Annotated in this window: 12 protein-coding genes; 5 read left to right on the top strand and 7 right to left on the bottom strand. The window is 72.8% G+C overall.

All coding sequences use genetic code 11. The annotated features are described in order from the left end of the window. Nucleotide 1 precedes the first annotated feature (1 nt). Genes AB0D93_RS26795 through AB0D93_RS26785 form a run of 3 tightly spaced genes read right to left on the bottom strand, consistent with a single transcriptional unit; the run spans nt 2 to nt 3,523 of the window. Nucleotides 2–364: a UBP-type zinc finger domain-containing protein gene (locus AB0D93_RS26795; protein WP_362124025.1), complete on the bottom strand. Its 363-nt coding sequence runs from the start codon at nt 362–364 to the stop codon at nt 2–4. Next, nucleotides 361–1,830: an ATP-binding protein gene (locus AB0D93_RS26790; RefSeq protein WP_362124022.1), complete on the bottom strand. Its 1,470-nt coding sequence runs from the start codon at nt 1,828–1,830 to the stop codon at nt 361–363. The genes AB0D93_RS26795 and AB0D93_RS26790 overlap by 4 nt, the downstream gene beginning before the upstream one ends. Nucleotides 1,831–1,846: 16 nt before the next feature. Further along, nucleotides 1,847–3,523, bottom strand: a complete 1,677-nt coding sequence (locus AB0D93_RS26785; protein WP_362124019.1) for an FAD-dependent oxidoreductase — start codon at nt 3,521–3,523, stop codon at nt 1,847–1,849. Between the two features lie 540 nt (nt 3,524–4,063). On the opposite strand from AB0D93_RS26785, the gene AB0D93_RS26780 reads away from it, so the two are divergent. Next, a complete protein-coding gene (locus AB0D93_RS26780; protein ID WP_362124016.1) occupies nt 4,064–4,930 on the top strand; it encodes a universal stress protein in 867 nt (288 codons plus the stop codon). 1 nt (nt 4,931) lies between these two features. On the opposite strand, the gene AB0D93_RS26775 is transcribed toward AB0D93_RS26780, so the two are convergent. From AB0D93_RS26775 to AB0D93_RS26765, 3 genes are all read right to left on the bottom strand, one after another. Then, nucleotides 4,932–6,167, bottom strand: a complete 1,236-nt coding sequence (locus AB0D93_RS26775) for a DUF4032 domain-containing protein (RefSeq protein WP_362124013.1) — start codon at nt 6,165–6,167, stop codon at nt 4,932–4,934. 31 nt (nt 6,168–6,198) lie between these two features. Next, entirely contained in the window at nt 6,199–6,945 is a 747-nt protein-coding gene (locus tag AB0D93_RS26770) for an MBL fold metallo-hydrolase (RefSeq protein ID WP_362124010.1), read from the bottom strand. 79 nt (nt 6,946–7,024) lie between these two features. Next, the gene (locus AB0D93_RS26765) at nt 7,025–7,654 is read right to left on the bottom strand and encodes an alpha-ketoglutarate-dependent dioxygenase AlkB (protein WP_362124007.1); all 630 of its coding nucleotides are present in this window, start codon (nt 7,652–7,654) and stop codon (nt 7,025–7,027) included. Between the two features lie 127 nt (nt 7,655–7,781). Here AB0D93_RS26765 and AB0D93_RS26760 point away from each other — a divergent pair, with 127 nt between their 5' ends. Both AB0D93_RS26760 and AB0D93_RS26755 read left to right on the top strand, forming a co-directional pair. Beyond that, complete coding sequence (locus AB0D93_RS26760) at nt 7,782–8,402, top strand: TetR/AcrR family transcriptional regulator (protein WP_362124004.1); 621 nt, start codon at nt 7,782–7,784, stop codon at nt 8,400–8,402. Nucleotides 8,403–8,449: 47 nt separating this feature from the next. Then, entirely contained in the window at nt 8,450–10,123 is a 1,674-nt protein-coding gene (locus AB0D93_RS26755) for an FAD-binding dehydrogenase (protein ID WP_362124001.1), read from the top strand. 2 nt (nt 10,124–10,125) lie between these two features. Here AB0D93_RS26755 and AB0D93_RS26750 read toward each other — a convergent pair whose 3' ends face one another. Further along, entirely contained in the window at nt 10,126–10,473 is a 348-nt protein-coding gene (locus tag AB0D93_RS26750; protein WP_362123998.1) for a DUF488 family protein, read from the bottom strand. 170 nt (nt 10,474–10,643) lie between these two features. Between AB0D93_RS26750 and AB0D93_RS26745 the strand changes: the two genes are divergently transcribed. Both AB0D93_RS26745 and AB0D93_RS26740 read left to right on the top strand, forming a co-directional pair. Beyond that, complete coding sequence (locus AB0D93_RS26745) at nt 10,644–12,068, top strand: M1 family metallopeptidase (protein WP_362123995.1); 1,425 nt, start codon at nt 10,644–10,646, stop codon at nt 12,066–12,068. Between the two features lie 42 nt (nt 12,069–12,110). After that, the gene (locus AB0D93_RS26740; RefSeq protein ID WP_362123992.1) at nt 12,111–12,848 is read left to right on the top strand and encodes a L,D-transpeptidase family protein; all 738 of its coding nucleotides are present in this window, start codon (nt 12,111–12,113) and stop codon (nt 12,846–12,848) included. The last annotated feature ends 15 nt before the right edge of the window (nt 12,849–12,863 follow it).

Below are 12,863 nucleotides of genomic sequence, written 5' to 3'. Positions count from 1 at the left end.
CTCAGCCCCGCAACGTCTCCGCCCAGTTGACCGGCACCCGCCCGGCAGGGCCCGGCACCGGCTGGTCGGCGGGATGACTGGCGGGCGGGGCCAGCTCCGGACCCGAGGCGTACAACTCGTCCGTGGCGTAGTCCCAGAACCACTCCTCGCCCGGCTCGAAGCTCCGGATCACCGGATGCCCCGTGGCGTGGTAGTGGGCGGTGGCGTGCTTGGCGGGGGAGTCGTCGCAGCACCCGATGTGCCCGCACTGCGCGCACCGGCGCAGATGGAACCACCAGCCGCCGGCCTCCTCGCACTCCACGCACCCGGGGCCGCTGGGCGGGACGCCCGGGTCGATCGTCTCGGCCTTGTCGGTGGGGCTCATACGGTTTCCTCCGCTTGCTCCTCGGGCGACTCGGACAGGTCGGGGGTCAGGGGCAGCAGCACCTGGAAGCGGGTGTCACCGGGCACCGACTCCACGCGCAGGGTGCCGTGGTGCTTGTTGACCACGATCCGCCAGGAGATGTCCAGACCGAGCCCGGTGCCCTCGCCGACCGGTTTCGTGGTGAAGAACGGGTCGAAGATCCGGTCCTTGATCTCGGCCGGGATGCCGGGCCCGGTGTCCCGGAACTCCACCAGCAGCTGCTCGTGGTCGAGTCCGGTCCGCACGGTCAAAGTTCCCGTGCCGCCCGCGCTGTTGACGGCGGACACCGCGTTGTCGATCAGGTTCGTCCACACCTGGTTCAGCTCCGCCGGGTACGCCGGCACCGGCGGGAGCGCGCGGTCGTACTCCTTCACGACCTCGATCCCGGCGCCGATCTTGCCGGACAGCATCAGCAGGGTGCTGTCGAGGAGTTCGTGCACGTCCACCACCCGGTAGGGCGCGCGGTCCAGCTGCGAGTACTGCTTGGCCGCGTCGACGAGATGCGAGATACGGGTGGTGGAGTCCTCGATCTCCGTCATCAACAGCTCGGTCTCGATGGTGTAGTTGAGCCAGCCGATCGCACCGGGCAGGATCTCCTCGTCGACGGCCGCCTCGACCTGCTCCAGCCAGTCGACGTCGAGCCCGGCCTGCACGAAGGCCGGGGCCAGCTGCCAGGCCTGGCCGATGTCGTGGTCCTCCAGCCAGTCGGTGAGCAGGTCCTCCCGGTCGGCGGCCTCCAGCGGACTGAGCACCGGGGTCTTGGCGACCCGTTCGGCGGTGCGCTCCTGGATCTCGATGAGGCTCGCCAACTGATCGCGGGAGAAGGGGCCTTCGGCGATCACGGCCAGCTTGTGCCGCATCTTCGCGACCCGCTCGCGCAGGGTCGCGGTGGCCCGCACCGCTGCCGCCGCCGGATTGTTGAGCTCGTGCGTGAGCCCCGCCGACAGCGAGCCGAGCGCCAGCAACCGCTCCCGCTGCCCGATCGCCGCCTGGGTGGTCTTCGACCCGAAGAACAGGCCCTCCAGGAGATGCACGGCCATCGGGAACCAGTCGGTCATGATGTCCGCGAAGATGTCCGCCGGCAGCACGAAGAACCGCGTCGGCTCCGTCACCCGCATCGAGTTGTTGTAGACCTGCCGCATCCGGTCGCCGAGGTAGGCCTGCATCGCGCCCGCGTACACCCCGGGCTGCGAGGTGCGGGTGACCTCCACGTCGTCGCCGCCGACCCGGCGGGAGAGCACGACCGTGCCCTCGATCATCGAGAAGAAGCAGGTGGCGGGGTCGCCCTCGGTGTACACCGGGCCGGGGTCGAACCGCTCCACCCGCCCCTCGCTGCAGAGCCGGCCGAGCTGCTCGGGGCTCAGTTTCTCGAACAGGAACAGCGAGCCGATCTCCCGGGGGCTGCACGGCATGATCCGACCGCTCATGACTGCTCCAGATCGTTCATGACTGCTCCAGATACCGGTGGACGAGCATCACGGCCATGGCGCCCTCCCCGACGGCGGACGCGACCCGCTTCGCGGACTCGGCACGGGCGTCACCCGCCACGAACACACCGGGCACGCTGGTCTCCAGGTGGTACGGCGGCCGGTCCAGCTCCCAGCCGGCCGGCGGCCGCCCGTCGGCGGTCAGATCGGGCCCGGCCAGGATGAACCCGCGCCCGTCGCGCAGCACCGCGTCGCCCAGCCAGTCGGTCAGCGGGGCGGCGCCGATGAAGACGAACAGCCACTGCGCGTCGACCCGTTCGCTCTCCCCGGTCACGGTGTGACGCAGCGTCAGCTGCTCCAGGTGGTCCGCGCCGTGCGCCGCGTCCACGACCGTGTGCGGGCGCACCGAGATGTTCGGCGCCTCGTTGATCTGCTGGATCAGGTAGTACGACATCGAGGCGGACAGGTCGGGGCCGCGCACCAGCAGCGTCACCGACTTCGCGCCCCGGGACAGGTACATCGCCGCCTGGCCCGCCGAGTTGGCGCCGCCGACGATGTAGATGTCCTGCCCCTGGCAGGAGGCGGCCTCGGTCAGTGCCGAGCCGTAGAACACCCCGCAGCCGGTCAGGTCGGTGCAGCCGGCGGCCTCCAGCTGCCGGTACTGCACGCCGGTGGCCAGGATGATGCTGTGCGCGGCGATCGCCGAGCCGTCCGCGAACCGTACGACCCGGGCGGCGCCGTTGACCTCCAGCGCGGTCACCTCCCGCGCGGTCAGGATCTCGGCGCCGAACCTGGCGGCCTGCCGGCGGGCCCGGCCGGTGAGCTGGGCGCCGGAGACTCCGTCGGGGAAGCCCAGGTAGTTCTCGATGCGGGAGCTCTGCCCGGCCTGCCCGCCGGTCGCCGAACGCTCGACGAGCACGGTCCGAAGCCCCTCGGACGCCCCGTACACGGCCGCGCCGAGGCCGGCCGGACCGCCGCCGATCACGATGAGGTCGTAGAAGTCGGCCGTGGGTGTCGTCGCCAGGCCCACCCGCGCCGCCAGCTCGGGCGCCTCCGGCTCGACCAGTGTGCTGCCGTCCGGGGTGATCACCAGGGGCAGCCGCTGTCCGTCCTGCCCGGCGGCGGCGAGCAGCCGCTGCCCCTCGGGCTCCTCCACCGAGTACCAGCGGTAGGGCACCTGGTTGCGGGCGAGGAACTCGCGTACGTCCGACGACCGCGCCGACCAGCGGTGCCCGACGACCTTGGTGCTGGGCACCGGCCGGTAGGCGCTGGCGCGCCAGGCGTCCAGCAGGTCGTCCAGGACCGGGTAGAGCTTCTCCTCCGGCGGGTCCCAGGGCTTGAGCAGATAGTGGTCCAGGTCGACCACGTTGATCGCGTCGATCGCCGCGTTGGTGTCCGCGTAGGCGGTGAGCAGCACTCGCCGCGCCCCCGGGTAGACGTCCAGCGCCCGCTCCAGGAAGTCGATGCCGTTCATCTGCGGCATGCGGTAGTCGGCGAGGATCACGGCCACCAGATCGCCGCGCAGCTTCAGCTCGCGCAGCGCCTCCAGCGCGGACTCGCCGGACTCCGCGCGCACGATCCGGTACGACTCGCCGTAGCGCCGCCGCAGGTCGCGGGCGACGGCACGGGAGACTCCCGGGTCGTCGTCCACGGTCAGGATGACGGTCCGCGCTGCTTCGGCGGCCTGTGCCATACGTCTCCCACCCCGAGCGTCGGTTCCGCGGCCGGCGTCGCGGGGCCCGCCCACCGCACCGCTTCGGTGTTCATCGTATGTTCGATCGGGCCGATTCGCCCCGGGACACCGGACGCGGTGCGCTCCCGGGCCGCCTCGGCCGCCTGGTCGTCGCGACATCAGGGGCGCAGCCCGGTGCTGACCTGCCTTCCTCTCCGGCACCCGGCGCGCACGGCGGACCGGGCCGCCGGTCGGGCGCGGGCCGGATCCCGGCTCGTCCCCGGCGTCGTTCACCACGACCCGGTCGAGCGCCCCCGGCCCCGCCGGCCGACGCCCACCTGCTCCCGCTCCACAGCCGTGCCGTCCCCGGGCCCCGCCCAACTGCCCGGAACTCTCGCCGGACGCGTCCGTGTCCTCGACACCCACTGCGCGGCGCTCGGCCGGGACCCGCGGACGATGACCCAGCCCGTGCAGTGCACACCGGATCGTCGTGCCCGTGCGCGACGGTGCCCGATAGTGGGCACCAGCACCGGAGAGCGGCGACGACGAGGAGGCCCACGCATGACACGCCCGATCACGGCAGGGGTGGACGGCACGGACGAGAGCCTGGCCGCGCTGGACTGGGCCGGCCGGGAGGCCGTCCGCCGCGGGCTGCCCCTGCGCGTGGTGCACGCCTGGCGCTACGCCGAGTCCCTCGCCACCGCCGACCGGGAGACCCAGCGCGGGTGGGTCGCGGAGGGCGTGGCGGAGGCCGTGCGCGCCGTCTCCGGGCGGCACCAGGGCCTTGAGGTGAGCGTGGACGTCGTCGAGGGCGATCCGGCGCACGCGCTGGCCGCCGCGGCGGCTCAGACCGAGATGCTGGTGCTGGGCTCGCGCGGGCACGGAACCGTGCTCGGGTTCCTGCTGGGCTCGGTCGGCCAGCAGGTGATCGCGGCGACGACCCGGCCGGTCGTCCTGGTGCGCGCCGGGGACGAGCCCATGGCGGAGGCGGCCGGGCGGGACGTCGTGGTCGGCCAGCACGGCGACCCCGAGGACAGCGCGGCCACGTTGCGGTTCGCGTTCGAGACCGCGGCGGCCCGGGGCGCCACCGTCCGGGCCGTACGGGCGTGGACCCTGCCGCCGGTCTTCGCCTACAGCCCCGGCTCGCTCAAGCTCCTCGACGACGCGGGCGGTCTGGAGCCCTACGAGAGGCAGGCGCTGACCGAGGCGCTCCGGCCGTGGCGCGAGCGGTTCCCCGAGGTGCCCGTGACCGAGCACGTCGAGCTGGGCAGCGCCGGCCAGGTGCTGGTGTCGATGGCCGGCCGGGCCCAGCTGGTGGTCGTCGGACGCCGGGCGCACCGCACCGCCGTGGGGGGCCGGATCGGCTCGGTGGCGCACGGCGTGATGCACCACGCCGACTGCCCGGTCGCCGTGGTCCCGCACGAGTGAGCTACTCGGCGTCGGTGGGCTCCAGCGTCGCGCGCGTCTGGGGCAGGACGTTCTCGATGTAGTCCTTGACGGCCGTGTCGAGGCCCAGGTCGTGCTGGGCGCGCTCGGACAGGTACCAGCGGTGTTCGAGGAGCTGGTGGTAGATCTCGGCCGGGTCCATGGAACCGCGCAGCCGAAGCGGCACGGCGCGCACGGTGGGCCGGAAGACGTCCCGCACCCAGCGGTGGGCCAGCACCTCGGGGCGGGCGGCGAGGGGGTCGCCCGGGGCGTAGTCGTCCTGGGTGGCCATCCAGCTCTCCAGGTCGCCCAGCAGCCGCCGCGCCTGGTTCTCCTCGGCGTCCAGGCCGGTCAGCCGCAGCAGCTGGCGCTGGTGATGGCCGGCGTCGACGACCTTCGGCACGAAGGTGACCGTGTCGCCGCCCGAGGAGTGCTCGATCTGCATCTCGGCCACGTCGAAGCCGAGTTCGTTGAGCCGGCGGATCCGGCGCTCGATGTAGTGGTACTTGCCCGCCGGATACACCGAGGTGCGGGTCAGCTCCTGCCACAGGCCCTGGTACCGGGTGCAGATCTCGTGCCCGAACTCCACCGGGTCGACGGACGGGTGCAGCGCCCCGGAGGCCTCCAGGTCCAGCAGCTCGCCGCTGATGTTCACCCGGGCCAGATCCAGGTCGTACTCCCGCTGCCCGGGGCTCAGCCGCGGATGCAGCTCGCCGGTCTCGGCGTCGACCAGATAGGCGGCGTAGGCGCCCGCGTCCCGCCGGAACAGGGTGTTGGACAGCGAGCAGTCGCCCCAGGCGAACCCGGCCAGATGGAGGCGGACCAGCAGCACGGCGAGGGCGTCCATCAGCCGGTGCATGGTCGCCGGGCGCATGGTCGTCTCGAACATCGAGCGGTACGGCATCGAGCCGCGCAGGTGCCGGGTGATCAGCACCGGCTCCAGCGGGGCGCCCGATCGCTCGGTACGGCCGGTGACCACGGCGAGCGGGTCCACGGCGGGGATCCCGAGCCGGTCGAGGTCGCGCAGCAGCTCGTACTCGCGCAACGCGGGCCGCTCGGCCAGCTCCTTGACGGCGATCACCTCGTCGCCGGCGTGCGCGTACCGCACGACGTGCCGGGAGATGCCCCTCGGGAGTGGCACGAGGTACTCCTCGGGCCACTCCTCCAGGGGCACGTCCCAGGGCAGGGCGAGCAGGAGCGCGGGGTGCTCCGGGTTCGTGGCGCTGATCTGCAAGGCCATGGCACGAACCCTAAGGCCCGGGCGCGCCGTTCTAGGAGGCCCGGTCCCGGGCCTGTTCGGCCGCCGCGCGCACCGGACCCCGGTGGACCGGGCCGTGGCCGGGCAGCAGGGTGTCGCCGTCCAGCGCGCCGATCAGCTCCAGGGAGGCCACGACCCCGGCGCGCTCGTGGTGGAAGAAGTCGGGCAGGATCTGCGGGCCCTTGATCCGCGAGGTCGCGTGGCCGCTGACCAGTGCGTCGCCGGAGATGACGATGCCCGCCCCGGGGAGGTGGTACACGCAGTGGCCGTCGGTGTGGCCCGGGGTGTGCACGGGCACGGGACGGCCGGGCAGGTCCAGCGGGCCCTCGGCCGGGAACGGCTCGGGCGCGGTGACGGGGTTGTGGTCGGTGCCGCCCGCACGGATCACGTGCACCGCCCACGGCACGACACCGGGCCGCCAGGCGTTGCGCACCACGTCTCCGATGGTGGCCTGCTGCAGGAACTCCCGGCGCGCGTGCGGGACTTCGGCCGGGTGCAGATAGACGGGCGTGCCGTGGGTGGTGCGCAGGTACTCCGCCGAGCCCAGGTGGTCGTTGTGCGCGTGGGTGATCAGTACGGCGGCGACCGCCTCCGGTGAACTGCCCACGGCGGCGAGGGACTCCAGGACCCCCTCGCGGTCCCCGGGGTAGCCGGTGTCCACGAGTGTGACGGCGTCGCCCTCCTTGAGGATCACCCAGTTGACGTTGTTGCCGTGCACCAGGTAGGTGCCGTCGGCGACTTGGCGTACCTCTGCCCGCATGATCTCTCCGAGCCCTGTGCGGCTGACCGTCGGGGACAGCCAACCAGATGCGCCGGTGCTCCGCACGACCGGGTCCGCGTCACTGCACGCCGTGCGGCCGGAACTGGATGCTGATGCGCGGCCCGGCCGCCCGGGCGGTCTTCGGGACGCAGTGCTCCCAGGTGCGCTGGCAGGAGCCGCCCATCACGATCAGGTCGCCGTGCCCGAGCGGACGCCGCAGCGTCGTACCGCCCCCGCCGGCCGGACGCAGCAGCAGGTCCCGGGGCGCGCCCACCGAGAGGATCGCGACCATCGTGTCCTCGCGGGCGCCGCGCCCGATCCGGTCCCCGTGCCAGGCGACACTGTCCCGGCCGTCGCGGTAGAAGCACAGCCCGGCGGTGGTGAACGGCTCGCCGAGCTCCTCGGCGTAGTGCCGGGACAGGGCGTCACGGGCCTCGTCCAGCACCGGGTGGGGGAGCGGGTCGTGCGCCGCGTAGAAGGCCAGCAGGCGCGGTACGGCCACCACGCTGTCGTACATCTTGCGGCGCTCCGCGCGCCAGGGCACGTCCGCCGCCAGCTTCTCGAACAGCGCGTCGGCCCCGCCGAGCCAGCCCGGCAGTACGTCGATCCAGGCCCCGGCGTCCAGTTCGGTCCGGCGCAGCCCGTCGAGGGGGCCGAGCCGGAGCTCGTCGGTCTGGTCGAACAGGGAGCCCTGGAGGTGCGTGGACATGAGCCCAGCGTACCCCTCAATCGAAAATACGTTCCCTTTTCGATGTGGCTCGCAGGTCCGTTGCCCAGAGGCTTTCGATACATCGATGTATCCGATACATTCTTGTATCGAACGGAGGTCGGCCCTGATGGAGGACACAGCCAAGCGCGTCACCCGGCGCCGGGTCCGCACCCGGGCCCGGCTGCTCGAGGCGGCGTTCGAGGTGTTCGCGGCCAAGGGTTTCGGACGGGTCTCCATCGAGGAGGTCTGCGAGGCCGCCGGCTTCAGCCGCGGCGCCTTCTACTCCAACTTCGCCACCCTGGACGAGCTGTTCTTCGCCCTCTACCAGGAGCGCGCCGACCTCATCGCCTCCCAGGTGGCCGAGGCGCTCGCCCAGGACGGCCCCGGACTCGACGTGCCGGCCGCCGTGGACCGGGTCACCGAGGTGCTGCTGCTCGACGTGGACTGGCTGCTGGTGAAGACTGACTTCCTGGTGCACGCAGCCCGCGACCCCGAGGTCGCGCGGGCCCTCCTCGACCACCGCGCCCGGCTCCGGGAGGCCGTCGCCGACCGGCTGTTCCGGGCCCGCGGCCACACCGCACTGCCCGCCGTGCTCGGGGACGTGGACGGCGCCGCGCACGCCGTGGTCGCCGCGTACGACGGGGTCACCACCCAGCTGCTGCTGGACAGGGACGTCGAGGCCGCCCGGGCGTGGCTCAAACAGCTGCTCACCGCCCTGCTCACGCACGGCGGCGGTGTCACCACATGACCCCGCAGGACCCCCGCACGAGGACCCTCAGGAAGGACACAGTCAGGATGGACGCGGACGTCATCGTCGTCGGGGCCGGCCTCGCCGGCCTGGTCGCGGCGCACGAGCTCACCAGCCGGGGCCGCCGAGTGGCCCTGGTCGATCAGGAGAACGCCGCCAACCTCGGCGGCCAGGCGTTCTGGTCCCTCGGCGGGCTGTTCCTCGTCGGCTCCCCGGAGCAGCGCCGGCTCGGCATCAAGGACTCCTTCGACCTCGCCTGGAGCGACTGGCAGGGCAGCGCGCAGTTCGACCGGCTCGACGACGAGGACTCCTGGGCGGTGCGCTGGGCCCGCGCCTACGTCGAGTTCGCGGCCGGCGAGAAGCGGTCCTGGCTCAAGGGGCACGGCATCGAGCTGCTGCCGACCGTCGGCTGGGCCGAGCGCGGTGACCTCAGGGCGACCGGCCACGGCAACTCCGTACCCCGCTTCCACATCGCCTGGGGCACCGGCACCGGCGTGGTCGAGCCGTTCGTGAAGTACGCCCGGCAGGCCGCCCGGGACGGACTGCTGACCTTCCACCACCGCCACCAGGTCGACGAGCTGGTGATCGAGGACGGCGCCGCCCGCGGGGTGCGCGGCACGGTGCTCGCCGAGGACCGCTCGGCGCGCGGTGTCGCCTCCAACCGCGACCGCGTCGGCGACTTCGAACTCACCGCCCAGGCGGTCGTCGTCACCACTGGCGGTATCGGCGCCAACCACGACATCGTCCGCCGCTACTGGCCCGCGCGGCTCGGCACCCCGCCGGCCGAGATGGTCACCGGCGTCCCGGCCTACGTCGACGGCCGGATGCTCGACATCAGCGCCGGGGCGGGCGTCCGGCTGGTCAACCGGGACCGCATGTGGCACTACACCGAGGGCCTGCAGAACTGGGACCCGATCTGGCCCGGCCACGGCATCCGCATTCTGCCCGGCCCGTCCTCCATCTGGCTGGACGCCCTCGGCCGCCGCCTGCCCGACCCCTGCCTGCCGGGCTACGACACGCTGAACACCCTCAAGTACCTGCGCACCACCGAGGACATCGCCGGGTACGACCACTCCTGGTTCATCCTCACCCGAAAGATCATCGAGAAGGAGTTCGCACTCTCCGGCTCCGAGCAGAACCCCGACATCACCGCCAAGGACCGGGGGGCCGTCCTGCGCGACCGGCTGCTCGGCAAGGGTGCGCCCGCACCCGTGCAGGCCTTCGTCGACAAGGGCGCGGACTTCGTGACCGCCGGCAGTCTGGAGCAGCTCGTCGGCAAGATGAACGCCCTCACCGACAAGCCGCTGCTGGACGCGGCCGAGGTGCGCCGCCAGATAGCCGCCCGTGACCTGCAGATCGCCAACCCGTACGGCAAGGACTCCCAGGTCCAGGGCATCCACAACGCCCGCCGGTACATCGGCGACCGCCTCGGGCGGGTCGCGGCCCCGCACCGGCTGCTCGATCCGGCCGCGGGCCCCCTCATCGGGGTCCGGCTGCACGTGCTGACCCGCAAGACCCTCGGCGGCATCCAGACCGACCTCGACTCCCGCGCCCTGGCCGCCGACGGCACGCCGGTGGACGGGCTGTACGCGGCGGGCGAGGTGGCCGGCTTCGGCGGCGGCGGTGTGCACGGGTACAACGCGCTGGAGGGCACGTTCCTCGGCGGCTGCCTGTTCTCGGGCCGGGCCGCGGGCCGGCACGCGGCCCGGCACACGGGCTGACCTCAGCTCCTCAGCAGCTCCAGCAGCACCTGCGCGTGGCTCTGCTCCGGCGTCCTGGACGCGGTCAGCAGGGTCACGCGCTTCCCGCGGGCTGCCTCGCGCAGACCGTCGACGAGCTCGGCGGCCTCGGGCGCGTCGAGCTCCGCCTCGTAGCGGCTCCTGAACTCCTCGTACGAGCCGCCGCCGTGGAACCACTTGCGCAGTTCCGTGGAGGGCGTCAGCGCCTTGGGCCAGTCGTCGACGTGTGCCTCGTCCTTGGCGAGGCCGCGCGGCCACAGACGGTCGACCAGCACGCGCAGGCCGTCGTCGGGTTCGGGCGGATCGTAGATCCGGCGGACGCGCACGCTCACGGTCGTCACTCCCTGTCGGGACGGCGGACGGTCCTGTGAGCGTACGTCGGCCCGCCTGGCCTCCTGGGCGGCAACGCGGCGAGACTTGACCGCAAGGAGAGGGATTCCGCCCCACCGGCACCCCTAGTCTGTCGGCCAGCCGATCACCAGCCACCCCCCGAGGAGCGCCCGTGACGCCACCCCGCAGACAGCCCGCCCCGCGCCGTACCGCCGTACTGCGCCGCGAGGCGGTCCTCGCCGCCGTCCCCGTCGCCGTGGCCGCGCTCCTCGGTGCCGCCGGACCCACGGCGGCGGGCACGCCCGGCGCGTCCGGCGCGGGCGACCCCTACTTCCCGCTCAGCGGCAACGGCGGTTACCACGTCCGGCACTACGGCCTGACACTGCGCTACGACACCTCCTCCCGGCACCTCGACGGCAGCGCCGTGCTCGCCGCCCGCGCCACCCAGGACCTCAGCCGTTTCGACCTCGACCTCAAGGGCCTGAAGGTCACCGGCGTCACCGTCGACGGGCGGCCCGCCGCCTTCCGGCGCGACGGCCAGGAACTCGTCGTCACCCCCCGTCACGCCCTGAGCGCGGACCGCGACTTCGTGGTCGCCGTCGCCTATGACGGCACCCCGAAGCCGGTCACCGACCCCGACGGCAGCGCGGACGGCTGGATCCCCACCGACGACGGCGCGTTCGTCGCGGGCGAGCCGCAGGGCGCGATGACGTGGTTCCCGGCGAACGCGCACCCGAAGGACAAGTCGTCGTACGACTTCACCATCACCGTCCCCCAGGGACGCACCGCGGTGGCCAACGGCGTCCTGCTCGGGCAGCACACCGCGCACGGCCGTACGACCTTCCGCTGGCGCGAGACCCAGCCGATGGCCGCCTACCTGGCCACCGCCACGGTCGGAAAGTTCAAGGTCGAGCAGTACACCACCCGCGACGGGCTGCGCGTGTACAACGCCGTCGACCCGCGCGAGGCGAGCGCGGCGGCCCCGGCGCTGAAGAAGCTGCCGTCCGTCCTGCGCTGGGAGAGCCGGCTGTTCGGGCCGTACCCGTTCCGCTCCGCCGGGGCGATCGTCGACCACGCGAACGTCGGCTACGCCCTGGAGACCCAGACCAGGCCGCTGTACGACTCCGCACCCGACATCAGCACCCTCGTCCACGAGAGTGCCCACCAGTGGTTCGGCGACTCCGTCTCCCTGACCGCCTGGAAGGACATCTGGCTCAACGAGGGCTTCGCCACCTACGCCGAGTGGCTGTACGCCGAGCAACACGGCGGCGACAGCGCGCAGAAGACCTTCGACGCCCTCTACGCCCGGCCGGCGGGCAACCACCTGTGGGCCTTCCCGCCCGGCGACCCGGGCAGCGCCGAGAACATCTTCGACACCCCCGTCTACGCCCGTGGCGCCATGACCCTGCAAGAACTGCGCAGGACCGTCGGCGACGACGACTTCTTCCGGATCCTGCGCGCCTGGGCGGCCGGTCACCGCGGCGGCCACGGCACGACGGCGCAGTTCGAGCGGCTGGCCGAGCGGATCTCGGGGAAGCCGCTGGACGGGCTGTTCCACACCTGGCTGTTCACGAAAGGCAAGCCGAACAGCGCCTGAACCCTGACCGGTTCCAAACAAGTGTCGGCCAAGGTCGACACCATGATCCATCGCAGAACCGCCGTCGCTCTCCTCGCCTCCCCGCCGCTCCTCACCGGCTGCGGCGGCGGAGCCGGGGCGACCGAGCGCCGGACACCCCCCACCCGCCCGGCAGTCACCCCCGTCCCCGAGACGGTCGAGGCGGAACAGGCACCCCAGGGCATACCGGGCCTCGGCCCCACCAGGTCGGCGGCGATACCCCAGCGCTGCGCGCAGGCCGTCGTCGTCACGGGGCGGGGGAAGAACTCCCCGCTCTGCACGGTCGTCCTGCACCAGCGCACCTCCACCGGCTGGCAGCCCGGCCCCACCTGGCCCGCCCACAACGCGCTGCACGGCTGGAGCGGCCACCACATGCTCGGTGACCTCCGCTCCCCGCTCGGCGTCTACACCCTCTCCGACGCCGGGGGACTGCTCCCGGACCCCGGCAGCAGACTGCCGTACCACCAGTCCGGCGGATTCCACTCACCCGGCAGCGGCTTCGAGGGCGAACCGCTCGACGGCTGCTTCGACTACGTCATCGCCATCGACTACAACCGCGAGCCCGGCACCTCACCCCTGGACTGGACGCGGCCGCTCGGCCCGCGGCGCGGCGGCGGAGTCTGGCTGCACGTCGACCACGGCGGCCCCACCCACGGCTGCGTCAGCATCGCCCAGGCCCCTATGAAGGAACTGCTGCGCACCCTCGACCCGCACCGGCATCCGGTGGTCGTCATGGGGTACGCCGACTGGCTCGCCCGCTGAGGCGCCTAGGATCCG

This window comes from Streptomyces sp. NPDC048191, from assembly GCF_040652655.1.
Taxonomy (GTDB): Bacteria; Actinomycetota; Actinomycetes; order Streptomycetales; family Streptomycetaceae; genus Streptomyces.
Note: the sequence above shows the minus strand (reverse complement) of the source record. Positions and strands in the feature narration are given on the sequence as shown.